Raw genomic sequence first — 25,268 nt, 5'->3', positions numbered from 1 at the left:
CCCGCGCCAGCTCTTCATCAAACGGTTTGCCGCTCAGCGCGGCACGTAGCCAGAGGCCATCAATCAGCGAGGCCAGTCCGTGCCCGGCAATTCGCGCCGCTTCTCGCGGCAGTTCCCTGCGAAATTCCACCACTAACATGCTGAACAGTCGGCCGCTGCTGACCCGCTCCAGGCGGTGTAATGAAGGCCGATGCATGCTGCTGGACCAGAAGTCCAGCCAGGCCTTCATGGCGGCGCTGTGGACCTGCGTTTTATCAAAGTTCCCTTCAACGATGGCACAAAGCCGGGTTTCTGCCCCGGCACCGACCAGTTTTTCCAGCCTGGCCGCTACGGCGTCGCGCAGCTGGCGGGTGGCATCACGCATGGTCGCTTCCAGCAGACCGTTCTTGTCTTTGAAGTAATGGCTGATGATGCCGGTAGACACGCCAGCCCGCTTGGCAATCTGCACAATGGTGGCATCGTTGATGCCGACTTCATTGATGGTATTCAGCGTGGCATCTATCAACTGTCTTCGCCTGATTGGCTGCATCCCTACCTTTGGCATATCCTCAACTCCACAAGTAAAACGAGACACTAGTGTAACTTTTATTGATTGAGTGTTCAATATAAAATCTTTTGTTGCTAGTATGTATGTGTTGAAGGCGATTCGTTACGAACCGCAAGTAATTGTTGTTAATTCTTTTGTTGATTTAAAACCAGAGGTAATTGATGAATAATCCACCTGCCAGTGAAAAGGACAAAATCAATCCCGTGGTGTTTTACACGTCCGCCGGGCTGATTTTGTTGTTTTCCCTGATGACGATTCTCTACAGCGACCTCATGGCGAGCTGGATACTGCGCGCCGTTAACTGGGTTTCTGCCACGTTTGGCTGGTACTACATGCTGGCCGCCACGCTGTACGTGGTATTTGTGATATTTATGGCCTGTTCGCGTTTTGGCGCGATCAAACTCGGGCCCGAGCAGTGAAAGCCGGAGTTCAGTATCTTAAGCCGGGCGGCGATGCTGTTTGCCGCCGGCATCGGGATCGCTCTGATGTTCTTCTCCGTTGCCGAACCGGTGACGCAATATATGCAGCCGCCGGAAGGTCAGGGTCAGACGATCGAAGCGGCCCGTCAGGCGATGGTCTGACTGCGTAACTTCGCATGGCGTTCGCTTTCCGGGATATAGTCTATGGAATGCGTTTCGATGTTAAGCCGGGATACCGGGGGAGACTCCCCGGCAGGATCCATCTTACTCATCGTAGAAACTCCTTTTCATGTGGCGTCGGCCGATGGCTAGACGTATTTCACGCCGGGTAAAATGCACAGCATCTCGTACAGCAGATTGGCGGCCAGGTGCGCCGTGTTCCCGCTGATATCGCAGGGCGGCGAGACCTCCACCAGATCGCAGCCGATCAGATTCAGCCCGCGACAGCCGCGCACAATCTCCAGCGCCTGGACGGAGGTCAGTCCCCCCACTTCCGGCGTACCGGTTCCCGGAACCCAGGCGGGATCGAGGCTGTCGATGTCGAAACTCAGATACGCCGGGCAACTGGCCATCTGCTGTCGCACCTCCGCCATCAGCGATTCCAGCGATCTGTGCCAGCACATTTCTGCAGGAATTAAGCGGAAGCCACGATCTACTCCCCACTGAAAATCCGCGGGGGCATAGCCCTGTGCGCGCTGCCCTATCTGTACTACGCGGTTTAGATCCAGCAGCCCCTCTTCCACCGCCCGGCGAAAAGTGGTGCCATAAGCAATTTTTTCGCCAAACATCTCGTCGTTAGTATCAGTGTGAGCATCAATATGGATCAGGCCAACCGGTCCATGTTTCCTGGACAGCGCTCGCAAAATCGGCAAGCTAATCGTGTGATCGCCACCCAGGGTGAGCGGGATAACGGAAAATTCATTTAACTGAAGGTAGTAGTCTTCAATGATTTGCACGGATTTAAGCAGGTTGTAGGTATTGATTGGAACATCGCCTGCATCGGCCACGGAGAGTGAATCAAAGGGCGCAGCGCCAGTTGCCATATTGTAAGGCCGGATCATCACGGATTCCGTACGAATATATCGAGGGCCGTAGCGCGTTCCCGACCGCTGTGAGATCCCAATATCCAATGGAATACCAATAAACGCCGCATCGAGGGGATGAAAATCCCGAACAAAGGGAAGTCGCATCATCGTAGGGCTGCCTGCGAATCGCGGCATGTCGTTACCGCTCTGAGGCTGGTGGAAGAAGTTTTCCATATATGCTCCCGTTTCTGGCTGAGTCATTGTCGTCGGGAACGATAATGCGAAAAGCCTGCCGTGCGTTAAACCGGCAAAAGTAAAAACTGAGTTCATCAAACAGTGAAGTAAACACCATGCTAAATGCTTACGGTTTCAGTCTTCGCCAGCTACAGGTTTTCGACGCGGTTGCCCGCCAGCAGAGTTACGCCCGCGCCGAGCAGGAGTTGGGTATTTCGGTTTCAGCCATCAGTAACACTCTGTCTCATCTGGAAAAACTGCTGGGATTCAGCGTTTGTCAGCGCGGTCGGGGCGGGTTTTCATTAACGGAGAAAGGCCAGAAGTTTTTGCAGCAGGCAATGCGGGTACTGCATGAGTTCAGCGAACTGGAGAGCCAGTCGTCGCTGATTTATTGAAAGATGCGGTGCGATCGCACTGATATCTTTCAACTATCTCAAAATCAGCGTTTTTTGCGATAGTCTGTTGTGATTACCCACCAGAACCTCGTATAACTTAGCTCAGTGCGGCTGTGATGCTGCCCTGAGGTCAATCACCGAGCCGCAGAAAAATATCTGAAGCAACTATGGGAAACACGATGAAGCTACATATCTATCAGCACTGTCCTTTCTGTAACCGCGCGCGCATGATTTTTGGTTTAAAGAACCAGCCGGTAGAACCGTCGGTGATTATGGAAGGCGATGCTGAAACCCCAACGCGGATGGTGGGTAAGAAAGTGGTACCGATTCTTGAGAAAGATGATGGCACCTACATGCCGGAGAGCATGGATATCGTTCACTACGTCGATGCCCTGCAGGGTGAACGTGTGGTGGCGGCTCCTGCGGATGAAGCTATCGTTGAATGGAGCAAGCAGGCGTCCGGTGCGATTTATAAGCTAGCGATCCCCCGCTTTACCCGCGCGGATTTTCGCGGGAAGCCCGCGCTGCCTATACTCATAATCTGGACGAGTTGCAGGCGCAGAGCGAGGCGTTTATTGCTGAGACGGTGGAAAAGTTGACTGAGATTGAACCTTATCTGCAAAACTTCAGTAAGGTATCGACCACCGAGTTTATTCTTTTCCCTGTGCTGAATAGTCTGAGCATCGTGAAAGATTTCCCGTTCAGCCCGGCCTGTTTAGCCTATCTGCAGAAAGTTTCTGCTCTGACCCGATAGTATAAAAGCGACAGCAGGATCAGCGCGCAGCCCAGCATCTGCTGCAGACTCATCATCTCCGTAAACCACAGCGCGGCGGCAACCACGGTCAGCAGCGGCTCCAGCAGCATAATCAGCGCGGCGTTGGCGGCGCTGGTCATGCTTTGCCCTTTCAGCTGCAGCCAGAAGCGCAGGCTGGTGGCGATCAGCACGCTGGCGGCCAGCCATCCCCATGTGGATAGCGCAACCTGCGGCGGCCAGGTTTCCAGCAGCAGGGAGAGCACGGAAGCAATAACGCCGGTACAGATCAGCTGGAAGGACGCCAGCGGACGCACGGAAACAAAGCTGGCGTATTTGGTGTTATAGCAAAAGTAGATGGCCTGCAGGATGGCCGAGCCGAGGAAAAAGAACTGGCTTGGCTCGAACACAATGTTCTTTTTGAGAGTCAGCAGGCCCAGGCCAACCATACCCACGGGCAGGGAAACCCAGAATGACGCCGACGGACGAGCCTGCAAAATCACCCAGGCGACAATCGGTACAAACAGCATTGAAAGACTCATAATAAACGCCCCCTCACCCAGCGATCGGGTGGTGGCGACGCCGTATATACACAGCAGCATACAGCAGGCCAGCAGCAGGCCACTGATCAGGACCGACCGGCGATGACGCAGAGCCTGTCTTAATTCGCTACGTTTGCAAAAGCAGAGCAGCAACAGGCCGGCCAGCAGGAAACGCAAACCGAGAAATGCCATGGTCGGCATACCGGACACCGCCTCTCTGGAACAGATCCAGCCAAATGCGGCAATCATAGTGGTGCATACCAAAAAGAGATCTGCGTGGCCCTGCCGTGACGACATGTTAAGTCCTTAAGTCGTTGAAAAAATGATGTTTGCTTTGCTGGTGTGGCGCGGTCCTGGCTTCCGCCCGTTTTCTGCCGAAATGGGTCGTGATACCGGTAAATTGTATGAAATTTTTATTCCGCTTTATATATCAAGAGAAAATATTAATTCATTAAAAGATAATCCGGCGCGAGTCCACAGAACGGTTCATCCCTTCGACATGGTTAAACTCACACTAAAACCACATAATTGTTTCTGCTGCCGGGAGAGAGAATGAGACGGCTTCAGGCCGCATTATGTCGCTGTGAATAGATGTGTTTTACCTTTTTAACAGTGAGTTATGGATGCGCTGTCGCTGTTGATAGTCATTGTTTTGAGGGAACTTCATGTGGTTTTAGTGTGGCTAATAAGCTGTTTTGTTGTTGTGGTTGTGTGGTTTCTATGTTTAGATAATGACAGAACCTGAAGCCGGGATGATGTTTATGACACAGTTGAATGAGAATGTTGATGTGGTGGTTATCGGCGGTGGCGTTGTCGGATGTGCGGTATTTCGGCGCTTCACGCTGATGGGCGCACGCACGATGCTGCTGGAAAAAGGGGGAGATATTCTTTCCGGTGCCAGTAAGGCAAATAGCGCCATTCTGCACACGGGCTTTGACGCCCCCACAGGGAGTCTGGAACTGCAATGTATGCAGGCTGGCTACGAAGAATATATGGCTATCCATCAGCAGATGAATTTGCCACTGCTGAAAACGACCGCCATCGTCGTTGCCTGGAATCAGGAGCAGCTGGGCGCCCTGCCGGGGATTGTTCAGCAGGCCCATAACAATGGCGTGACCGACGTCGAACAGATCTCCCCTGAAGAAGTCTATCGCCGCGAACCCCACCTGGCGAAAGGCGCGCTGGGCGGGGTGTACGTTCCGGGAGAATATGTCATCGATCCCTGGAGCTCGCCGCTGGCCTATATGACGCAGGCGGTGATGCACGGCGGTCAATATGTCTTCAACTGTGAAGTCCAGCGTGTGAAATCCACCGATGACGGCTGGGCGCTGACGACCAGCAGAGGCCGTGTACAGACCCGACTGGTGATCAACTGCGCCGGGAATCACGGCGATCTGATTGACGGCATGTGGCGCACCCCGGAATTTGAAATCCGCCCGCGCAAGGGGCAGTTCCTGGTGTATGACAAGGCCTCGGCATCGCAGATTAACGCCATTATTCTTCCTGTCCCCACGCCGACCACCAAAGGCGTGCTGCTGTGTAAGACCATTTTCGGCAATATGATCCTCGGCCCAACGGCGGAGGAACAGCAGGACCGTAATCGTGCGGACGTGGATGAAACGGTAATGCAGGGGCTGATTGAAAAAGGCAGCCTGATGTTACCGACGCTGACTGACTATCCCGTTACGGCGACCTACGCCGGTCTGCGCCCGGCTACCGAGAAAAAAGAGTACCGGATTTTTCATTATCCGCAGGATAGCTGGATTACCGTCGGAGGGATACGTTCCACCGGGTTGACCGCAGCGTTGGGGATCGCCAGCCATGTTGAAACCCTTTATCAGGAGTACTTCCCGGCGCTTTTTTCGCTGAATGCACCTACCGAGCTGAAATGGCCGCATATGCCAATGCTCTCTGAATATGAAACGCGGGATTACGCCTGCCCGGGTAACGGCGGAATCGTCTGCCACTGCGAACTGGTCACGCGGCGTGAGCTGGAAGCGACTTTTGACTCCGCCATCCCGCCGGAATGTATTGGCGCGTTACGACGCCGCACCCGGGTAATGATGGGGCGCTGCAACGGTTTCTTTTGCAGTAATAACGTCGCTGAAATCATCGGTCATCGTTTTGAAAACACACTGGTCGTCGGGAAAGTTGAATGAGCAATCAGTATGAAGTCATTATTATCGGCGCGGGTCCATCCGGGCTTGCCGCAGCACGTTCTCTGCTTGAGGACGGCATTCGCAACGTTCTGTTAATTGAACGCGAAGCAGAAGCCGGTGGCGTTCCCCGCCACTGCCGCCATCCGACTTTTGGGTTGCAGACCTATTTCCGCCCGATGAACGGCCATAGCTGGGCGGCGCGCATTCTCAAACGGGTTGCCGGAAAATATGAGATCCGCACCGGGACCACCGTGGTGACTATCAAACCCGGCGGTGAGGTTGATGTCTCGTCCGATCGCGGTTTTGAAACGCTGAAGGCGAAGCGGGTGATTATTGCCACCGGCGTGCGGGAAACGCCCCGCCACGCTCGCCTGGTCAGCGGCCTTCGTCCGCAGGGCGTATTAACAGCCGGCGCACTACAACAGTTTATCTATCTGAAGAAACTGAAACCCTGTAACCGCCCGGTCATTGTGGGTTCCGAACTGGTGAGCTTTTCAACCATCTGGACGCTGCGTAATGCGGGAATTAAGGCGCTGGCGCTGATCGATGAAAACTCCCGCCCGGTGGCGTTTCGCCCCAGCGCGCTGTACGCAAAACTGATGGGCGTGCCGCTGCATCTGGGGGCGCACATCAGCAAAATTAACGGCGGTGAGCGGGTGGAAAGCGTGGAGTTTACCGATGCGAAAGGCCGGACCCAGGTGGTGGAGTGCGACAGCATTATCTTCACTGGCCGTTTTACCGGCGAGTACACGCTGATCCGTAAAAGCCATCTGACATTTGAACCGGAGAGTGGACGCCCGCTGTTCGATCAGTCCGGGCGTTGCTCCGACCCCTGCTATTACGCGGTCGGCAATATGACCCACCCGGCGGATATGGGCGATCAGTGTTATCAGGAAGGTCAACAGGTCGGGCATGCGGTCGCGAACTCCCTGAAGAGTGCGGATGCAGGAAGTTTCAGCGTGCCGGTTTCGCTTGCCGAGGTGTTCCGTATTTCTGCACCAAATGTGATTAGCTGTGGTGAGGACGGCCAGGGCGCGGTAACGCTGAACGTGCGTGTCAATGCGGCTTACAGCGGGGAAATCGTAGTCCGTGACGGCCAGAAAGAGCTTTATCGCAGGCGCCATCGCTGTATGCCGGAGCGGCGCGTTCTGCTGAAGAATATTGATGTAACAGGCCTGACGCCGGAGAGTGTACTGAGCGTGACGATTTACTGATTGTTAACTGAAATTTAAAGGCTGGCGCTGAAGCGCCGATCAAATGCTGGAAGTACAGGTTTCGAAGCCGCTAACACTGAGATAGTGGCTTTTTTTGTTGCTGGTTGGAGGGGAAACGGTGTCCAGCCTTTGCGGCTGGCCACCTGCAAGGACGCGCGTCTGTGCCGGTCCGTGAGGCTGACGAGTGAAGTGAAGGAACCGCAAAGCGGCGCGAGGACCGCCCTCATTCCCCACTACCCGCCTGCGTAAGCATAGTGCCGACCAGAAAACTAAACATAAAAAAAGCGCACACCGTGCGCCCAGTTAGCAATACTCGATCCAGTGAAGGGCTAGCCGGATTAATTAAATTCCCCCGCCACCTCAGACCACAAGCTCACCCGCTGATCCCTTCCTTTATAGAACTCAATCTCGCGCTGAATCCCCGCGCTTTTATCCCAGCCTTCCAGGTCCAGAATTATCAGCTCGCTCATAGCATCAAGGAATACCGCATCGATAGGTGCCCACATCTTACCAATGTTCGCTTTCTCGGTTTTCTCCAGCACCAGATTAATCGGATGAGACATAGTGACCTGGCTGAAAATCACATTTCCCGACTCGGCGATTTTCGCGGCGACTTTATTGCATGCTATAAAGCGCTCGTGAACGACCTTCGCGTCTGCGTGGCTGTACGGGCAGGCAAGGAAAATTTTACGCATAAAAACCTCAGTAATATAAGAGTCTGATAAAAACTTTAAAAATCATTCAGGGTAAACCCATGATTGCTTACGACAGCAATACTGTTAACCCTGATTTAAAACAACAGCTATCTGTAATAATGCGATGGCGCCTATTTCTGGCAGCAAGTAAATGAATGCCACCCATTAAATAATTTATGGAAAACGCAAGGCCTTACTTGAATTTTTCGTATGAACCTTATTGCTTAAATGCACATTTCAACTTACACCGCTGGTAATAAAAATCGATATTATTAATCATTTTGTATCACTGGCAGGCAGAAATATTCGTGATCACAATCGTGCTTATAGCGTTACTGGCTTAACTGCGCGGCCATTTTCGTTTCGGATGATTCACTCTCTTTTAATTCATCACGTTTTTCCATTCGCTGCGCTTCCGGTACGGAAATAAATATCGCAATCGCCACCGCAATGGCCCCGGCCATAAATTTACCGACCATAATCGGCAGCACCAGCGTCGGCTGGAAGTTCGCGGTGAAGGCCAGATGGTCACCTAGCGTTGCCTGAGCACAGATACCGAAGGCCACGCAAAGCACTTTGTCACGGGCGCGCATGTCTTTAAAGAGATGATAAACCGCGATAATGTTCGCCAGCACCATTACAATTCCCAGCGCACCGGCTTCGGTCAGCTTCAGCTGGCGGCCAATAAACTGCATCGGACGGTGACAGTATTTCTGGAACAGATAACAAATCGGGAAGGTTCCTGCCAGCATAATGCCGATATATCCGGCGATCTCAATGGCGCGGTACAGCTCTTTTTCATCAGCGAACAGCGGGTCGAATACCCAGCCGCCGAAGACTTTAGTAAATACGCCGGTGAAATGCTGAATAATACAGGCCGCCAGCACCAGTTTAATAAAGGCATCCATGATTTTACCGAACATCAGGAAGCCACGAACCATCCACTCAGTGCGGTATTTTAATCCCAGCGCCAGCAGGAAGCAGAAGGCAAACAGCGGTGATAAAAGCTGTAGTGCATTAACAAAGTCAATCGTCAGGTAATGGCTGGCCGGCGAAGATGTGGAAATGATATCGCGTACCGGAATGTTATTTACGGTAATAATCATCAGTGAGATCAGTACGCCAAACGGAATACTGATTAATCCCGCCATTGCGCCCAGTGCCAGATATTTATGGTCGCGCTTTTGCAGCATAATTAAACCTACAGGAATCAGATAAACAATACTGGCCCCCGAGGTGTAACCAATCAGCATCGCGGTGATCCACTGATCGCGGTTAGAGGCAATCACATCTGCCAGCTGGTAGCCGCCCATATCCACGGCAATAATTGACAGTGCGGCAATAGACACATCCGACCCCATCGACTCGAACAGCGGGCCGATAGTATGCGTAATACCGTAGGAAATAATGGGAATGGCAGCCATTATCCCCGCCTGTGCCAGAAATACCGGGCCGATGGAGTGAATACCGTTAACAAACTCTTTCCCCAGTCCGCTTTCCGGGCGAACGATCGACGCCATTGCTCCCAGCAGCGTGCCAGCCATGATGATGTAGATAATGATATTTCCAATCTCTGACATGATAGCCTCTTATTATTATGCGTTACGCAGGTTGCGTGAGCGATTAATGATGTCCTGATACCGTTCAAAATAAGGCGCGAAGTCCCTGTTCTGTGGTTCAGTGATGGACTGCTGGTTTCTGACTTTCATTGGATGCGTATTGCCTAATCCTCTTCTCGCCAGCAGCGCCACGCCCTGGGCGGTAATTTCGCGATTGGAAGGTGAGACAATGCATTTCTGAATCAGGGTGGCAAGGAACTGCTTGAAGTAAGCGTTGGAGGACAGCCCGCCATCGACGGAGATGGTGTCGCCAATGCTGCGCACCTTGTCCATGGCGTTAATCACTTCGGCGGAGCGCACGGCAATGCCTTCCAGAATGGACTGCAGCATGTCTTTGCGTTCGGTTTCCAGCGACAGCCCGGCCCAGACTCCCGCCGCTGAGCGATCCCAGTGCGGGCACCCCAGCCCGGAAAGCGCCGGAACAAATGCCAGACCGCGTGCAATCGCCGGTTCGTCCGGAAAATCGGAGAACTCCTCCAGGTCGCTGTACAGGCCGATTTTCCCCGCCCAGTTGATAGCGGAGGCCGCGTTATAGACGCCACCGTCCAGACCATACAGCGGGTTTTCACCCGGCAGTTTCCAACAGAGCGTGGGGAGCAGGCCGGAACTGGCGGCATCAGGCACTTCCGCGCCGGTAATCGATTGTAAAAATGCGCCGGTGCCAAAGGTGATTTTCATCTGGCCAGGTTCCAGACAGCCGTGGCCGTAGGTTCCGGCAAACTGGTCAACGATGCAGGCGGTCAGCGGTGTGGTGTTCCCTTCATAGCGCACGTCGCCAAAGTGGCTGATGTTGTGGCGCACTTCCGGCAGGGCTTCTATCGGCACGCCGAAGATGCGGCACAGTTCTTCATCCCACTGCAGGGTGTGGATATTGAATAGCGAAGTGCGAGAGGCGGAGTTGTAATCCGTGGCATGCACGCCGCACAGGTGGAACATAAAGAAGGAATCCATCGTCCCCAGCCGCAGATCGCCACGGCGCAGCAGCTCCTGCGCGCCGGCTACGTGCTGCATCACCCAGCCCATTTTGCTGGCGGAGAAATAGGTATCCAGCGGCAGCCCGGAGCGCGCACGCACCGTCTCTTCTACGCCGTCGGCGCGCAGTTTACGAATGGTGGCTTCAGTGCGTTGATCCTGCCAGATAATCGCATTGCACAGCGGCAGCCCGCTGCGTGCGTCCCAGGCAACAATACTTTCCCCTTGATGGGCCAGCCCGATAGCATCCACCACGCCGCAGCGATTCAGGCAGTTGCGGATGTTACGCAGGATCTCCATCGGATCGTGTTCAACCCATCCCGGGTTTGGCGTGAGCTGTTTGTGAGCGATAGCGGCTGGCGAAAAGTGTTTGCCGTCCTCGCTGAACACGACAACGCGCGTTCCGGTCGTTCCCTGGTCAATGGCTGCATAGCGTTGGTTAAGCATATAACCCTCAGTTCTTATGTGTTACTTAAATGTTGCCAGTAAGCGATTTCCTACCATTTAGCATGATAACCACACATTAAATCAACATTAATATCACATTACACTGTGTAAACGTGACATGCTTCATACTTTTTCCTTATGTCAGTGTGGGTATTTTTCAGCCGTTTTCAGGGATATAACGGAGCCTTAAAATCGGGTCATATGATGGCGAAAAATACCGTCAACACCTTGAGTATCGCGGTTCTTGCGGGGAATGAGGCGCTTCAGCTCACAGAGATGAAAAATGTCCTGAGGGAGAATTGCAGATAAAGAAGCAGCAGGCCGGTGGGGAAATCCTCAAACAAAAACAACATGAAAACAACATTGGGATGTGGTTTCTGTTGTCGGGTATCGCGCTTGTCCGATATTTAGCGAATGCGTACTATTGTTGTTTACGATCAGACGACCGGAACTTTACATGGATCACTCAAACGGTTCGGAACGCAGGAACATTATCCTGGAAAAGCTCAGGGAAAGCGGCCAGGTATTTGTTAACGATCTGGCGGAGTTCTTCAACGTCTCCCAGGAAACGATTCGTCGCGACTTCAACAAGCTTGAAGAAATGCGCTATATCAAGAAGATCCACGGGGGAGCGGTCAGCGCACAGTTTGGTTTTGAGCTGGAATTCAAGGAACGGGCAAAGCTGGCGGAGGAAGAGAAAAAATCCATTGCCGCACGCGCCGCAGAGCTGGTTAAGCCCGGCGACTCATTATTTATCGACTTCGGCACCACGACGATGGCGTTCGCCCGTCAGATAAGTGCAATTAACAATCTGACGGTGATCACCAACTCGCCGGTGATCGCTAACCTGTTCCATGACAATGCCACTATCAAGCTGATTCTGATTGGCGGCGAGTTCGGTTCGTCGAAGATGGAGTGCATTGGCCCGATTGCCCTGCAGTCCGTCAGCGCGTTCTACGCCGATTATGCGTTTATCGGTGCCGGGGCAGTCAGCCCGGAAGCCGGCGTGATGGACCAGGATCTGAACGAAGCCGCCATCGCCAGGCAGATGATTAAACAGAGTAATCAGGCAGTGGTGCTGGCGGATGGCCATAAGGTAAACAGTCGCGCTACCGCGCTGGTGGCGGTGTGGAAGGATATTTCCTGGCTGATTACGACCGATCCCGACCGTAAACTCAGGCAGCTCTCCTTCCCGAAGCACCTGAATGTGGTTGTGGCCTGAGACATGATGCACTGATGGACGTTAACCTGGCTGGCTTTCTTCCTGCCCTCCTCCCCGTTGCGTTCTCTCCCGGGGCGAGTTTTACGCTGGCGATGAACAGCGCCCTCGCAGGCGGACGCAGCGGATTGATTCGCACGCTGGTGGGTACCGCACTGGGGATTTATACCCACGCGTTACTCATTGGGCTGGGAGTGACGGCTGTACTTGTGGCCTCCCCCGCATTGTTCGGCGTGCTGAAAGTGGCCGGGACACTGTATCTGCTGTGGTTCGGTGTGCAGCTGATCCGCAGCGGCCTGCGAGCTGGCGTGATGGATTTCAGCGGCGGTGAAGGGACAATCACGTTAAAGAATGCCTGGCTGGCGAACGTGCTGAATCCCAAGGCCATCGTGTTTTATCTGACCGTGGTATCACAGTTTGCGGGCCGACAGGGCGACATAACCGATTATCTGGTTCTGGCATCGCTGCATATCGCGGTGATGTGTTTATGGCTGATCGTTGTCAGCTATTTACTGATTTTCTCCGCCAGTAAAGCCGATCCGGTGAAGATTAAAAAAGCCGTGAATATTGGCGGCGGTGCGTTGTTAATTATCTTTTCAGTTCTGGCGGCTTTTCACTGATCGATTTCTATTACAGCGACTGAGCACATCTTCCGTTATCCCGCTATCGGTTTCAAGATGACGATCTGCATCAGGCACTGCTGGCCTGCCAGCAGTGCCTGATGCAGATCGTCACGGGTGATTGATACGGGGATGGCAACCGGCGGCGGCGCGGGTTCTGCAGCGGCCAGCGGATGCGGATAGCGGCGGCCAGCCAGGTTGTTAAACGGAATGGCCAACAGCGCCAGTGAAACGGAATTCAGCAGGACCGGCGTGAAGGCAAACTCATAGCCCGCACTGTGGATGCCCGGCCCGCCGAGCACGGCAGTCAGCGCCACAGCCCCACCGGGTGGATGCAGGCAGCGCAGCTTAAACATCAGCGCAATCGCCAGGCAGGCCGCGACGCCGCAGGCAATTGCCGGATTATCAATCCAGATCCCGACGGTAACCCCGGTCAGCGCGGAGACAAAGTTACCGCCCACGATCAGGGCTGGGCCAGCGGACTGTTGGGAACGCCAAATAATAAAACGGCAGAGGCACCGACCGGAGCGACAAACCACAAATTAACTTCACCCAGCACCCAGTGGCTGAACAGGCTGGTAATCGCCAGCCCGATTCCGGCACCAATACTGGCAAGAACCATCTGTTTTCTGGCAACTGCCAGCGGATGAGGTTTAAGGCGACCGAAGAAGATCCGGACCTTAGCGATAAAGGTATCTGGAGGGGAGTGATTCATAGCGCAGGTGACTAATCCATAGAAAATTCTTATATTATGAGCGGGCGATTGTCCTCCGATCGTCCGCCTCAGGCAACCTGCAAAAATGTGTGGTTAATCATATGCAAGCGAACAATTTTCGATTACTTTTTTATTGTAAGAAAATCGCTGCGTTATTTTTAAGGATCTGTAATGCCTCATTTCGTCATGAAGGGAATTATGCTGATGGTAGTAGGTTTTCTGGCTGCCTGCAGTCAGACTACGGATAGCGTCACTGCCCATACTAAAAGCTATGTTTTTAAAGCCAAAAACGATTTCGATCCCAATTACACCACTCAGATTTCCGGTACCATCCAGTTAATGAAGCCGGTTTTCAAAGCGTTTTATGATGACGGCATAAAGGATCGTCAGGCGGGAATGTCGCGCGGGGTGGCGTTGCAGAAAGTGGACCACTTTAAAAAAGAAAAAGCCTCAGAAAAGATGGAAAGCCAACATACCTTTATTAACAGCAGCTATGCCAGCACGCTGAGCGACAAGCAGCGGGCGCTGTTTATCAATGAGGCAATGGGAGCCTATCTGGACGGTTTTGAAGGCCGCTAATCATAAAGCTACCGCAGTGCTGAGGGATCGGGGCTGTTAAGTTGGCCGCCATTGTGAGCAACAAGCAAACCCTTTCCACGCTGTGAATGCTTAACCTGGTAGATTCTGCGGCACCGATCCGATCGCTGAACACGCCGAGGCCAGACCCGCCGATTAATCTGGCCCCGATGAGCCGCTTTTTGCCAGCGGCTCGTTACCCTGACGGATGCAGTTCAGTTAAACCAGTGCGGCAGCGGGTCGGGAAAATAGACCCAGCTACGTGGCCCGGCAGCCAGTTCGCTGTCGGTCAGCAGCGCCGCATTAAGCTGGCGGCGCAGTTCCCCTTCATCCATCTGCATGCCGATAAACACCAGTTCCTGGCGCGCATCGCCCACCCCATCCTGCCAGTGCTGCATAATCCAGCGCAGGGATTCTTCATCCTGCGGCCAGCGATCGCGCGGTACGCCTACCCACCAGCGCCCCGCCATCTCCTGGCGCGACACGCCACCGGCCTGTGACCAGCTACCGGCAAATTCTGGCCGGCTTGCCAGCCAGAAATAGCCTTTGGAACGCACTACCCCGGGCAGTTCGCCGCTGAAAAATTCCCAAAAGCGCTGCGGGTGGAACGGTCTGCGGGCGCGCCAGACAAAATTGCTGATGCCGTACTCTTCCGTTTCCGGCACGTGGGTGCCGCGCAGCTCCTGCATCCAGCCGGGAGCCTGCGACGCTTCGGCGAAGTCAAACAGGCCGGTATTCAATACCTTATCCAGCGGCACCTGGCCGAAACGGGCGATTTCAATACGCGCGCGAGGATTGAGACTGCGCAGGATACCGGTAAGCTGTCCGCGCTGTTTTTCGCTGATCAGATCGGTTTTGTTGATAATCAGCACGTCACAGAATTCAATCTGTTCAATCAGCAGATCGACCACCGAACGTTCGTCAAACTCGCCGAGCGACTCGCCGCGGGACTCAATGCTGTCGCGTGATTGATAGTCGCGCAGGAAGTTAAAACCATCGACCACCGTCACCATGGTATCCAGTCGTGCCACCGCCGACAGGCTTTCGCCGCTGTCGTCTTCAAAGGTGAAGGTTTCCGCCACCGGCAAGGGTTCGGAGATGCCGGTGGATTCAATCACCAGCTGATCGAAGCGGTTTTCCCGCGCCAGGCGATTGACCTCCAGCAGCAGATCTTCGCGCAGCGTGCAGCAGATGCAGCCGTTGCTCATCTCGACCAGCTTTTCATCGGTGCGGGACAAATCGGCCCCGCCGTCGCGAACCAGCGCGGCATCGATATTGACTTCAGACATATCATTGACGATAACCGCGACGCGTCTGCCCTCGCGGTTGTTCAGAATGTGGTTGAGCAGCGTGGTTTTACCCGCGCCCAGAAAGCCGGAAAGCACGGTAACCGGCAGGCGACTATCGTGGTCGGTGTTGATGCGTTGTTGTGACATAGTGACATCCTCAGGTGCGTTAACGCGGAGATGAACGGGCGTTAAACCGTATCCCTTATGGGATGATTGTTATGTTATAACATAACAATTGAAGCTGTCATCCGTTTATCGAAAAATGCCTGGTGCAGGGATTTGTCGGGACTACGTGGTGTACATTATATGTCCCGGATTTCTATGTACCTCAACGAGGCGAAAAAACGGACCGGGATACGGAAACAATCATTTGCTATGGGTGTTACCATGGCAATATGTCCTGGCTCTAATGTAAGTGCCGGAATTGTCGGAAAGGCGAGTAAAGTCTCAGGTCTTTCTGTTGCGGCATTAAATCTTTATGGATATATTCAGGAAGCGGCTGAAAGTGCCGGGCGGTTACAAATCATGCATCCGGAATATTAACAGGTATCAGATATCAGAAAATTGGGTGATGACTCCAATTTACTGATAGTGTTTTATGTTCAGATAATGTCCAATGACTTTGTCATGCAACTCCACCGATTTTGAGAACGACAGCGACTTCGGCGTAAAACAGCCAGCGCTGGCGTGCTTTGCTTCCGATGTAACTCCACTGTTCGTCCATTTCCGCGCAGACAATGACGTCATTGCCTGGCTGTATCCGGGAAGTTACTGACTGCGGTTTGAGTTTTTTAAATGGCAAAAAATCGTGTTGAGGCCAACGCCCATAATGCGCACGGTGGCACGACATCCGACACCATTCATGGCCATACCAATGATTTTCTGGTGTGTACCGGGCTGAGACGTGGTGTAGGTGAAGGAGAGTTGCCATGTTTTACGGCAGTGAGTACAGAGATAACGCTGATGTCCGGCAGTATTTTTGCCGTTACGCACCACGCCTTCAGTAACGGAACAGGAGGGGCAGCAGACGGAGACGGAAGCCACAGAAGCACCTCAAAAACACCATCATGTACTGCATCAGTAAGTTGAGAGCATTACCTAATTTTGGAGATTTTTATGGCTTATTTCTTCTCCCATATTGCAATGCAGGCAATAGGGATTTTCTTTGTCTTAATGTTAGCTGCTGTTTTTTTCTGCTCTCGATAAATTTAAAAGGATGTTAAAACGTCAACCCCAGCTCATATTTGGTTAACAGATGAAAATGGATCGTCCGTAGTCGGTGGGTGTTTAATACCAACGCGAATTGGTTCAATTGAATTAAAGTCGCTTACACACAGCTGTATCCCTTAACACAGGAAAACTTACCGGTACAAGAATCCATTCACCTGTTGCAGTGCAACAAGAGTTCGATAAAACCACACCAATTCTATTTCGCGCACTGTGTGAAGGTCGAAAATTTAAATCAGCAACAAGTTACCCAGGCTGAAATGACGAAGGCATTAGTCGGGCATACTCTACGGCCTCACATCTGCCATTCTTTACCGTTGTTACCGCCTGCACTAGCGGGCACTTTTAGCCAGTAAACCCCGCAGCAGCAGCCCCAACGCTGCCGTACTTTGCGCCAGGCGGGCGTCACTATCTTCTCCTTCGGCGATCCAGAATGCGGCTTCGGCCAGACTGCCGTAAATCAGAGATGCCAGCGCCTGCGGGTGCGGGTGCGCTTCAGCTATCACGCCCTGAGCAATCAGTTGGCCAATCAGCCGCTGCATGGCATCAACGCAGTGCCGCTGCGACTGCTGCGACGGCCCACCCAGTACCGCACGGGCATCGCGCAGGACGGTACGCTGATACTCAGGTTCCAGCGCTATGGTCAGACAGGCATGGCACCGATGGGTAAACCCCTGCCAGCCGTCTTCAACTGCACTGGAGATCGCCTCCAGCCTTGCATCCCTTTCTTCATCAATCTGCTCCACCACCGCCGCCAGCAGTCCCTTTTTATCACCAAAATGGTGATAGAGTGCGCCGCGGGTCAGCCCCGCCTGCCCGGTCAGATCGTCCATCACCGTTTCGGCATAGCCGACCTCGCTAAACACCTTCCGTGCCGTTGCTATCAGCGCGCCGCGGGTTTCTTCCATCTCTGCGCGGGTACGTCGCACCATAATCCCCTCCTTTACCGGGATCATCATTATCAGGCGGACGGCGCTTACCCTGTTGGCGATTGCACTGGGCTTACTATTGCTTTCTAAGTATCGGGCATTGCCGTACAGGCAGCGGAGCCGCGCTGATGCTCTGGGGCCTGGCCTGGGGAGGGGTCTCGGTAGGCTTAATGAGCTGGATGATGAAAGCCGCGCCGCGCGCGATTGAAAGTGCGACATCGCTGTATGTTGGCGTGTTTAACATCGGTATTGCTGGCGGTTCCTGGTTCGGTGGGCAGATCGTTGACCGGTTTGGCCTGGTGCCCAACCTCTGGGTGACAGCCGCGATGCTGATGGCTGCGGCGCTGCTGTCACTTTGCCTGTTGCTTCACGAGTGTAAAGACACCAATGTCACGCTGAAAAGCTAGCTATAACGCTTTGCCCCAAACACGCAAAGGATCACCGCCGTGGCGCAGGCAACCATGCTCCAGGCGATGGATTCATGGAGCAGGACGGCGGCCAGCAGCAGGCCGAAAAACGGTTGCAACAGCTGGAGCTGGCTGACGCCGGCGATACCGCCGAGCGCCAGGCCGCGATACCAGAACAGAAAGCCAATAAGCATACTGAACAGCGAAACATAGCCCAGGCTTAGCCAGCCGGGCTGACTGACGGCGCTCCAGCTGTGCGGCAGGCTGAACAGACCGATAACCGCCATCAGCGGCAGAGAGAGCAGCAGCGCCCAGCTGATCACCTGCCAACCCCCCAGGCGGCGCGACAAACCGGCGCCTTCCGCGTAGCCCAGACCGCAGACGATAACCGAGGCAATCATCAGCAGATCGCCGCTCAGCGATCCGCCCTGTGCCTTGGCGATAGCAAAGCCGGCCACGATGGCGGCACCGAGCAGTGAAAAAAGCCAGAAAGCCCTCCGGGGGCGTTCTCCGCCGCGCAGCACACCAAACAGGGCCGTGGAGAGCGGCAGCAGACCGATAAATACCACTGAGTGACCGGCGCTGATATGGCGCAGGGCCAGCGCGGTCAGCAGTGGGAAACCGACTACCACGCCAAGCGCCACAATCAGCAGCGGCAGTATATCGGCGCGGGCCGGGCGTCGCTGGCGCAGCAGCAGCAGCAGCGCGCCGCCCAGCATTGCGGCGATGGTTGCTCTCGCAGAGGTCAGAAACAGCGGCGAAAAATCATTAACCGCCACGCGAGTGGCCGGCAGTGAACCGCTGAAAATCATCACGCCGATCAGTCCACTCCACCATCCTGCCGTTGTCCGTTCCATAGTTCCTCGTTTCTGTTTTGCCTCACAATTTTCAACGATAATAGGTAACATCAGGCGCGTTTCGAAGATACAATGCAGTACAATTTTACCAAACTGTATGGATTAAGTTGACCATACAGCTGCCGCTGCCCCGAGGGATACTGCGATGACACGTACCGAAATGCTGATCGCCGATATTCGCAGCCAGATTGTCAGCGGTGCTCTCGCCGCAGGAGAACGTCTGCCGTCAGTGCGCGGCTATGCGGCAAAGATGCAGGTGTCGCCGTCAACCGTGGTTGAAGCCTATGAGCGGCTGGCGGCGACGGGAATGATCCGCGCTCGCCGGGGCGCCGGATTTTTTGTGACAGGGTCGCATCAACCGCCGCTCAATCTGGTAGAAAAGAATGTCGATTATCAACGCGACGTTGACCCGTTCTGGGTTTCCCGCCAGGCGCTGGATGCCGATCGCGATGTGCTGAAACCCGGCTGTGGCTGGCTTCCTGCCGACTGGATGCCGGTGGATGCGCTGCGCAAAGCGATGCGACAGCTGGCCCGTTCGGATGCCAGCCTGTTATGTGATTACGGTACGACACGCGGTGCGATGGAGCTGCGCCGCCTGCTGCTGGCGCGCTTTGCCAGCGAAGGGCTGACGACGGCAATGGAGCAGATTATGCTGACCGGTTCCGGGACCCTGGCGCTGGATTTAATCTGTCGGTTCCTGCTGCGGCCGGGTGACACGGTTCTGGTAGACGATCCCTGCTATTTCAATTTTCAGGCCCTGCTCCGCGCGCATCAGGTCACTATCGTGGGCGTTCCCTTCACGCCCACAGGACCGGACGTGGCGGCGTTTGAGTCGGTTCTCCGCCAGTCGCGGCCCAGGCTGTATATCACCAACTCGGCGCTGCATAACCCGACCGGGGCAAGCCTTTCCCCGCAGACGGCCTGGCGTCTGCTTAACGCGGCTCGCGAGCACGATCTGATTATCGTTGAAGATGATATCTTCGCCGAGTTCGAGCCTGAGCTGTCATCGCGGCTGGCGATCCCCGACGGTCTGGAGCGGGTGATTCGCATGGGCAGCTTCTCCAAAACGCTCTCAGCCTCGGTTCGCTGTGGCTATATTGCCTGTCGCCCTGAATGGATTGAGGGCCTGACCGATCTGCAAATTGCCACCAGTTTCGGCGGTCCCAGCCCGATGACCACCGAGCTGCTGGCCCGCGTGCTTTCCGGTGGCAGCTATCGTAAACATCTGGATGAGGTGGTTCGCAGGCTATCAAGAGCGCGCAAAGATGCGATCGAACGGCTGGCTGCGCTCGGAATAACGCCATGGATGATGCCGCGCGGTGGGTTTTATCTCTGGTGCCGTCTGCCAGCGGAGTTAGATTCGACGGAAATTGCCCGCCGCTGCCGACAGCACAACGTGGTGCTGGCACCGGGTAACGTCTTCAGCGTGTCGCAGTCGGCAGGGGAATTTTTGCGGTTCAACGTTGCTCATCTGAGCGATGAGCGCGTGTATAGCGTGCTGAAAGAGGTAATGGCGGCATGTTCAACCGGGGATTAGCGTCCCGGACGGGTAGTGTAAAACAGAGACTTTCCGCTTAAACCTGCCCGCCGAACTCCCTGTGCCGCTGACGGTATTGGCTTCACAAATGAGATACCGCCAGCGGTGTGGTTTAGCGGTTAATGCAGGCTTTCCTCTTTAAAATCAATCGCTCTCAGCGCCTGCTGGAAAGTCGTGTCCGTGATGTTGCGGGCGCGTTTAAGCCTGAACAGTTCGGCACGCTGGGCCATGATCGCCTCGCGCTGCATCGCTTTTTCGATCCGCGCACGCTCCTTCAGTTCCTGGCCGACATCGTTCTGGTCGTCGCTATCATTGTAGTGAAGGCGACGCTGGTAGGTTTCCAGCAGCAGATTTCCGGCATCCGCCCGCATTGCTTCTTCTTCCGGGTCGTCAACGGGCTGGCTAAGCAGTTCGTTCAGACGGGCAATCGCCGCTTCGGTCAGCGCCGCACCGATCGCGCCCTTGCCGGAATCATGGGGTAAGTCATCGGCCAGATACGAGGTCATGATCGGCAGACCGATCGCGGCAACGATCAGCGACAGCAGGATCACCGACATCGAAAGAAAAATCAGCAGGTCTCTGCCCGGGAACGGCGAACCATCGGTCAGCACCACAGGGAGTGTCAGAATACCGGCCAGCGTGATCGAACCTTTTACGCCGGCCAGCGCCATCACCGCCACCGCGCTGAACTGCGGGCGGCTGGTGGTGACTTTACCGCGGCGTTTCTGGCGGAAGACCGTCAGCGTAATCGAAAGCCATACCCAGCAAAAGCGCATTGCGCCCAGCGCCAGGGTAATCACCACCGCGTACAGCAGCAGATACCAGGGGGATGAAACGCCTGCCTGGCTGGCAACGTCCGGCAGCGTCTTCAGCATACGGGGAAGCTGTTCGCCCAGCATTAGGAAGATCATACCGTTGAGGATGGTTTGCAGCATGTTCCATACGGCACTGCTTTTCATCCGTGTGGCTGGCAGGCGAGGACCAGAAAGCTGTTCGTAGTGCATGGCGATCCCGGCGGCAACGGCGGCCAGAATCCCCGACACGTGGAAGCTTTCAGCGAGGATATAGGCAGCAAACGGGATAAGAATACTGATCAGGATCTGTATTGCTGGTTCTTCACGGGTTCGTTTAATCAGGAAGTTGTTGCACTTGCCGGTTGCCCAGACCACTACGAGGCCGCTGAGGAGACCGCCGATGGCCATCAGAATAAATCGCGTTACCGCATCGCTGGCTGAAAAGCTGCCGGTCAGCACGGCGGCAACGGCAAAGTTAAACGCCACCAGTCCCGATGCATCGTTGAGCAGCGATTCACCTTCAAGAATATGGCCCATTCGGGAGGGCAGCGGCGAGTTGGCGGTCATCGCAGATACGGCGACCGGGTCCGTCGGTGACAGAATCGCCGCAAGGGCAAATCCGGCTGCGACGGTGATCGCTGGAATCAGCCAGTGAATGAACAAACCGATACCGATAATGGTAAACAGCACCAGCCCGATGGCCAGCGACAGAATAGGTTTTAAATCGCTGAAAAAAGCATCCTTCGGGATGCGCCAGCCATCAAGAAACAGCAAAGGAGGAATGAACAGCAGCAGAAAGATGTGAGGATCAAAATCGACCTGAAAGCCGCCCGCAGCCAGGGCTGCTCCCGCCGCAATCTGAAGCAGCGGCAGTGGAATTTTAGCGGACAGTAAATGGGATATAAAAACGGTAACAACAATGGCCATCATAAAAACTAATACAATGGTGATCAGCGACATTCGCAACCTCCCCTTTTGGTAAAAATGGCAAAAGACATACAGACCTTCTCCCTAGTTAACTTAAACAATAAAGAATTCACTGGCACCCACACGCTTCGCGACCGGTTCATCACACTGATGCGCAGCCCGAACACCTACTACAGGCCCGGTTTCCGGTGGATATTCAACGAGCGAAAACAAAACGCGTAGGAAGTCTGAGCATACAGTGATGGAAAATAATCGGTCATTATGGCTGCCAGTCAGGAGGGATGATACAGGAAATATCTTATGCGGAAATGTTGTATTCGCCGTCGCCGGAAGCAGTTTGCATCAGAATTAACGTTGCCGGGCCATTTGACAGGGAATATTGATCGTCGTTATTCCGCTAAGGCGGATTAAGATTTTAACTGCGCATCGTTATCAGATATTTATCTTTCACAGTTTCCCCCGCGCTGTTAATAATCTTATTAACTTAATTGTCTGACGGTGGAACTCATGACTGAACATATTCGTTTAGCAAAAGCGGAAGAAGCAGAATTACTTCACGGACTATTACAGCGCGCCTACGCGCCGCTTATTCACCAGGGTATTCATTTCACCATTACCCGTTCCAGCGTGGAAGATGTTCGCGCGGTGATCGCCAGCGAATCGACATTTGTGCTGGAAGATGAGGGACGTCTGGTTGCCACGCTGACCGTCCGCTTACCCTGGGCTGCCGACAGCAAGCAGGTATCTCCGTGGCCTTTCCTGCACTGGTTTGCCGTCGATCCGGAGTTCAAAGGTCAGGGCTTCGGCAGTCGGATTATTCGCTACGTGGAGGAAAGCTTCCTGCGCGATACGCTGAAATCCCCGGCAGTTTACCTGGCGACGGCAATTAAACATCCGTGGCTGTCGCAGCTCTATTTGCGCCGTGGCTATCAGCCGTTTCATCGTGCGGTTAATCCGTTGGGCGTTGAGCTGGTCTATTTAACCCGTGTGCTCGATCAGCAGCGCTATCAGCAGGCGAAAATTAAAGAATGCGTACACGATTTTATTGAAAACTCACTGACTGCTTAGTCGTCTTTATTACCTTTCTGGGAAAACTATGCGCTTAAATAATAAAGTGGCCATGATGGTTACGGTATCGCTGTTGGCTTTATCCGTCTCATCGGCTTTTGCTGCCGCAGAACCCCGTACCGGCGGAACCCTGACGTGGGGGGGGGTGAAACCGAACCTAAACCGTTAAATCCCCAGCTGAACGGTCAGTCCAAAGCCGAGCTGATCCTGCGTGTAGCCTATGAGTCACTGCTGGCGCGCTTTCGGGACAGCCGGATATTATGGTGCTGGATGCGCCGCAGCATCCGTATACACGATTGCTGATGGAGTCAGTGCCGCGCATCGGTGCTCCGCTGGATGGCGCACGTCCCGTCTCCCACCGTTCAGGGAGGTTAAAAGAGCGCCATATTGATTAAAATAGTTACAACATACAATAAAAGCATTAAACCACTCAGTAATCATCTGCAACTATGAGATCTCAATTCAGATCGGCAAAACATGCAATAGCTAATCAGAGATTAACAGGCTGGAACTGACGCAGTTACTTCAGCGCCCTGGCAATGACTCAAAATGACACCGCTGCTTACGAATCCAGTCCGCCACGTCTGAAAGCACTCCCGGTGTGACGCTGGCGGTAGAATCGTTGCGTACGCGCGACGGTAAGAAAGAAGCGTAAATCGTTCCAGTCCACACTAAACACCCCGCAGCTGTTTTCTATTAATGGAAAATGATTGTCCTGTTTTGTCTGTTTTTTTCCAAATCTGTCATAACTATACTGCCTGAAATGATACGTAACCTAATGATTTTAAGGTAAAGAAATATTTTATATGGCACAGGAAGAGAAGCACAGCGCACCAAATTTGACTGCAACCGAGGTGGTCAAAAACTATTTCGCCGCATTTGCCAGAGGCAATATCGTGGATGCTGTCGCCCTGCTGGATGAGAATGTTGTCTGGCATATCGACGGCGATCCGAGCGTTTCCACCACCGGTCTGCTGTGCGGGCAGAAAGAGGTTAAAAACTGGCTGGAGCGCTTTCGACATACCGTGTTAAGCAGTGGTAATACCATCGGCAGCGATATGATCATTCATTTCACTGTCGAAAATTACCCGCTATCAGATATTTGAAGATTCGGCTCTGCTGCAGCGCGCTTTTGATGCCGACGATAGCTGGGAAAATCAGCAAATCAGGATTAACGGTACTCTTTATCGCTACCGCGACTGCGGTGAAGGCCCTACCCTGCTGTTTGCTCACGGGCTGCTGGTCGATCGCGATGTCTTTGCGGCACAGGTCCGCGTACTCAGCCAGACCCGTCGCTGTATTGTGCTGGATACGCCAGGCCACGGGCAAAGCGGCTACCGCCCCGATGGCTGGACGCTGGATGATATCAGCAGCGACCTGGCGTTACTGATCCGCGAGCTGTCATTAGGCAAAGTGACGTTTGTGGGACAGAGCCAGGGCGGGATGGTGGGAATACGACTGGCAGCGCGGGAGCCGGAGTGCGTATCGGGACTGGTTTTGATCGGCACCAGCGCCAGGGCTGAGTTCCCGGAGCGGCTCGATAGTTGGAAATCGCAGCGCGAGGTGATACTCAACGGCAGCGATGAGTCGCGTGAATCGCTGTTCAGGGATATTCAGTATCGGTTAAACGGACAGCGCTGGCTTGCAGATCACCCAGACGAGGCCCTGCACGAATGCGCCGTGATGCTGAGCCATAACCGAACTGGCACTTGCGCTCGATGCCGCCGTATTCAGCCGGGGCGATATCCGATCGCTGCTGCCGATGATTACCGTGCCCACGCTGATTATCAGCGGTGAAAACGATCGGGCGACGCCACCCAAGTTAAGCGATGAGATGGCGAAAGCCATACCCGATTCAACGCTGCAGCTGTTGCCCGAAACGGAGCACCATCCAACGATTGAATCAGCTGAAATGGTGACCGAAGCCATTGCCGTTTTTTTATCTCAATACCCGCATGAATGATCCTAACGGCCGGTTGCAGCATATCATGTGCCGCGACTTATGATTATCATCAATGCAAAGTGAACATTTAAACAGAAAATTATTAATCATAAAAAATCCATATTATCGTTATCTTAATCAG

Annotated in this window: 23 protein-coding genes and 7 pseudogenes; 17 read left to right on the top strand and 13 right to left on the bottom strand. The window is 54.0% G+C overall.

What is annotated here, in order from left to right; all coding sequences use genetic code 11:
* Positions 1 to 544: transcriptional regulator BetI (betI, locus tag AC07U6_RS20620; protein WP_494764837.1), on the bottom strand; the 544-nt coding region annotated here is incomplete at its 3' end.
* A 164-nt stretch (positions 545 to 708) separates the two neighbouring features.
* Here betI and AC07U6_RS20615 point away from each other — a divergent pair.
* Positions 709 to 1,125, top strand: a pseudogene (locus AC07U6_RS20615) (BCCT family transporter); the annotation flags it as partial.
* Here AC07U6_RS20615 and AC07U6_RS20610 read toward each other — a convergent pair.
* Positions 1,113 to 1,238 carry a hypothetical protein gene (locus AC07U6_RS20610; RefSeq protein ID WP_494764607.1) on the bottom strand — a complete coding sequence of 42 codons (126 nt, stop codon included), beginning with the start codon at positions 1,236 to 1,238 and terminating at the stop codon, positions 1,113 to 1,115. The pseudogene AC07U6_RS20615 and the gene AC07U6_RS20610 overlap by 13 nt on opposite strands.
* A 36-nt stretch (positions 1,239 to 1,274) precedes the next feature.
* Entirely contained in the window at positions 1,275 to 2,225 is a 951-nt protein-coding gene (speB, locus tag AC07U6_RS20605) for an agmatinase (protein WP_494764608.1), read from the bottom strand.
* A gap of 116 nt (positions 2,226 to 2,341) precedes the next feature.
* Between speB and AC07U6_RS20600 the strand changes: the two are divergent.
* Positions 2,342 to 2,614: pseudogene (locus AC07U6_RS20600) on the top strand (LysR family transcriptional regulator); the annotation flags it as partial.
* A gap of 185 nt (positions 2,615 to 2,799) precedes the next feature.
* A pseudogene (gene grxB / locus AC07U6_RS20595) lies at positions 2,800 to 3,374 on the top strand (glutaredoxin 2).
* Here grxB and AC07U6_RS20590 read toward each other — a convergent pair.
* Positions 3,341 to 4,210, bottom strand: a complete 870-nt coding sequence (locus AC07U6_RS20590) for a DMT family transporter (RefSeq protein ID WP_494764609.1) — start codon at positions 4,208 to 4,210, stop codon at positions 3,341 to 3,343. The pseudogene grxB and the gene AC07U6_RS20590 overlap by 34 nt on opposite strands.
* A 464-nt stretch (positions 4,211 to 4,674) precedes the next feature.
* Between AC07U6_RS20590 and AC07U6_RS20585 the strand changes: the two genes are divergently transcribed.
* Both AC07U6_RS20585 and AC07U6_RS20580 read left to right on the top strand, forming a co-directional pair.
* On the top strand, positions 4,675 to 6,072 hold the full coding sequence (locus AC07U6_RS20585; RefSeq protein WP_494764610.1) for an NAD(P)/FAD-dependent oxidoreductase: 1,398 nt from the start codon (positions 4,675 to 4,677) through the stop codon (positions 6,070 to 6,072).
* Positions 6,069 to 7,286, top strand: coding sequence for an NAD(P)/FAD-dependent oxidoreductase (locus AC07U6_RS20580; RefSeq protein WP_494764611.1), 1,218 nt, complete (start codon positions 6,069 to 6,071; stop codon positions 7,284 to 7,286). Before AC07U6_RS20585 ends, AC07U6_RS20580 begins: the two co-directional genes overlap by 4 nt.
* 338 nt (positions 7,287 to 7,624) lie before the next feature.
* Here the strand turns inward: AC07U6_RS20580 and AC07U6_RS20575 are convergent, their stop codons facing one another.
* The 3 genes from AC07U6_RS20575 to AC07U6_RS20565 form a co-directional block, all read right to left on the bottom strand.
* The gene (locus AC07U6_RS20575) at positions 7,625 to 7,981 is read right to left on the bottom strand and encodes a DUF1937 family protein (RefSeq protein ID WP_494764612.1); all 357 of its coding nucleotides are present in this window, start codon (positions 7,979 to 7,981) and stop codon (positions 7,625 to 7,627) included.
* Positions 7,982 to 8,313: 332 nt separating this feature from the next.
* Positions 8,314 to 9,561, bottom strand: a complete 1,248-nt coding sequence (gene eutH / locus AC07U6_RS20570; RefSeq protein WP_494764613.1) for an ethanolamine utilization protein EutH — start codon at positions 9,559 to 9,561, stop codon at positions 8,314 to 8,316.
* A gap of 15 nt (positions 9,562 to 9,576) precedes the next feature.
* Positions 9,577 to 11,019, bottom strand: coding sequence for an FGGY family carbohydrate kinase (locus AC07U6_RS20565; RefSeq protein WP_494764614.1), 1,443 nt, complete (start codon positions 11,017 to 11,019; stop codon positions 9,577 to 9,579).
* A gap of 457 nt (positions 11,020 to 11,476) precedes the next feature.
* Between AC07U6_RS20565 and AC07U6_RS20560 the strand changes: the two genes are divergently transcribed.
* Complete coding sequence (locus AC07U6_RS20560) at positions 11,477 to 12,241, top strand: DeoR/GlpR family DNA-binding transcription regulator (protein WP_494764615.1); 765 nt, start codon at positions 11,477 to 11,479, stop codon at positions 12,239 to 12,241.
* Between the two features lie 14 nt (positions 12,242 to 12,255).
* The gene (locus AC07U6_RS20555) at positions 12,256 to 12,858 is read left to right on the top strand and encodes a LysE family translocator (RefSeq protein ID WP_494764616.1); all 603 of its coding nucleotides are present in this window, start codon (positions 12,256 to 12,258) and stop codon (positions 12,856 to 12,858) included.
* Between the two features lie 35 nt (positions 12,859 to 12,893).
* Here the strand turns inward: AC07U6_RS20555 and AC07U6_RS20550 are convergent.
* A pseudogene (locus tag AC07U6_RS20550) lies at positions 12,894 to 13,480 on the bottom strand (HPP family protein).
* 264 nt (positions 13,481 to 13,744) lie between these two features.
* Between AC07U6_RS20550 and AC07U6_RS20545 the strand changes: the two are divergent.
* Positions 13,745 to 14,152, top strand: a complete 408-nt coding sequence (locus AC07U6_RS20545; protein WP_494764617.1) for an Exc2 family lipoprotein — start codon at positions 13,745 to 13,747, stop codon at positions 14,150 to 14,152.
* 212 nt (positions 14,153 to 14,364) lie between these two features.
* Here AC07U6_RS20545 and zigA read toward each other — a convergent pair whose 3' ends face one another.
* On the bottom strand, positions 14,365 to 15,585 hold the full coding sequence (zigA, locus tag AC07U6_RS20540; protein ID WP_494764618.1) for a zinc metallochaperone GTPase ZigA: 1,221 nt from the start codon (positions 15,583 to 15,585) through the stop codon (positions 14,365 to 14,367).
* A gap of 174 nt (positions 15,586 to 15,759) precedes the next feature.
* Between zigA and AC07U6_RS20535 the strand changes: the two genes are divergently transcribed.
* Positions 15,760 to 15,981 (top strand): hypothetical protein, encoded by a 222-nt coding sequence (locus AC07U6_RS20535; RefSeq protein WP_494764619.1) that lies wholly within the window; start codon positions 15,760 to 15,762, stop codon positions 15,979 to 15,981.
* 39 nt (positions 15,982 to 16,020) lie between these two features.
* Here the strand turns inward: AC07U6_RS20535 and AC07U6_RS20530 are convergent.
* Positions 16,021 to 16,482: pseudogene (locus AC07U6_RS20530) on the bottom strand (IS1 family transposase).
* A 198-nt stretch (positions 16,483 to 16,680) separates the two neighbouring features.
* Between AC07U6_RS20530 and AC07U6_RS20525 the strand changes: the two are divergent.
* Positions 16,681 to 16,909, top strand: a pseudogene (locus tag AC07U6_RS20525) (type VI secretion system tube protein Hcp); the annotation flags it as partial.
* A gap of 88 nt (positions 16,910 to 16,997) precedes the next feature.
* On the opposite strand, the gene AC07U6_RS20520 reads toward AC07U6_RS20525, so the two are convergent.
* Positions 16,998 to 17,597 carry a TetR/AcrR family transcriptional regulator gene (locus tag AC07U6_RS20520; protein WP_494764620.1) on the bottom strand — a complete coding sequence of 200 codons (600 nt, stop codon included), beginning with the start codon at positions 17,595 to 17,597 and terminating at the stop codon, positions 16,998 to 17,000.
* 125 nt (positions 17,598 to 17,722) lie between these two features.
* Between AC07U6_RS20520 and AC07U6_RS20515 the strand changes: the two genes are divergently transcribed.
* Positions 17,723 to 18,001 carry a hypothetical protein gene (locus tag AC07U6_RS20515; RefSeq protein WP_494764621.1) on the top strand — a complete coding sequence of 93 codons (279 nt, stop codon included), beginning with the start codon at positions 17,723 to 17,725 and terminating at the stop codon, positions 17,999 to 18,001.
* Here the strand turns inward: AC07U6_RS20515 and AC07U6_RS20510 are convergent.
* A complete protein-coding gene (locus tag AC07U6_RS20510; RefSeq protein ID WP_494764622.1) occupies positions 17,998 to 18,858 on the bottom strand; it encodes a DMT family transporter in 861 nt (286 codons plus the stop codon). The genes AC07U6_RS20515 and AC07U6_RS20510 overlap by 4 nt on opposite strands.
* Positions 18,859 to 19,003: 145 nt before the next feature.
* Here AC07U6_RS20510 and AC07U6_RS20505 point away from each other — a divergent pair, with 145 nt between their 5' ends.
* Positions 19,004 to 20,395: an aminotransferase-like domain-containing protein gene (locus AC07U6_RS20505; RefSeq protein WP_494764623.1), complete on the top strand. Its 1,392-nt coding sequence runs from the start codon at positions 19,004 to 19,006 to the stop codon at positions 20,393 to 20,395.
* A gap of 119 nt (positions 20,396 to 20,514) precedes the next feature.
* Here AC07U6_RS20505 and AC07U6_RS20500 read toward each other — a convergent pair whose 3' ends face one another.
* A complete protein-coding gene (locus AC07U6_RS20500) occupies positions 20,515 to 22,149 on the bottom strand; it encodes a Na+/H+ antiporter (RefSeq protein ID WP_494764624.1) in 1,635 nt (544 codons plus the stop codon).
* A 474-nt stretch (positions 22,150 to 22,623) separates the two neighbouring features.
* On the opposite strand from AC07U6_RS20500, the gene AC07U6_RS20495 reads away from it, so the two are divergent.
* The 5 genes and pseudogenes from AC07U6_RS20495 (at position 22,624) to AC07U6_RS20475 (ending at position 25,147) form a co-directional block, all read left to right on the top strand.
* Entirely contained in the window at positions 22,624 to 23,184 is a 561-nt protein-coding gene (locus AC07U6_RS20495; protein ID WP_494764625.1) for a GNAT family N-acetyltransferase, read from the top strand.
* Between the two features lie 263 nt (positions 23,185 to 23,447).
* Positions 23,448 to 23,528: pseudogene (locus AC07U6_RS20490) on the top strand (ABC transporter ATP-binding protein); the annotation flags it as partial.
* Positions 23,529 to 23,990: 462 nt separating this feature from the next.
* The gene (locus tag AC07U6_RS20485; protein WP_494764626.1) at positions 23,991 to 24,290 is read left to right on the top strand and encodes a nuclear transport factor 2 family protein; all 300 of its coding nucleotides are present in this window, start codon (positions 23,991 to 23,993) and stop codon (positions 24,288 to 24,290) included.
* Positions 24,253 to 24,981 carry an alpha/beta fold hydrolase gene (locus AC07U6_RS20480; RefSeq protein ID WP_494764839.1) on the top strand — a complete coding sequence of 243 codons (729 nt, stop codon included), beginning with the start codon at positions 24,253 to 24,255 and terminating at the stop codon, positions 24,979 to 24,981. The genes AC07U6_RS20485 and AC07U6_RS20480 overlap by 38 nt, the downstream gene beginning before the upstream one ends.
* Positions 24,947 to 25,147, top strand: coding sequence for an alpha/beta fold hydrolase (locus AC07U6_RS20475; RefSeq protein ID WP_494764836.1), 201 nt, complete (start codon positions 24,947 to 24,949; stop codon positions 25,145 to 25,147). Before AC07U6_RS20480 ends, AC07U6_RS20475 begins: the two co-directional genes overlap by 35 nt.
* Positions 25,148 to 25,268: the final 121 nt, after the last annotated feature.

It is taken from the genome of Erwinia sp. GW821-FHT03D09 (genome assembly GCF_059420805.1).
Note: the sequence above shows the minus strand (reverse complement) of the source record. Positions and strands in the feature narration are given on the sequence as shown.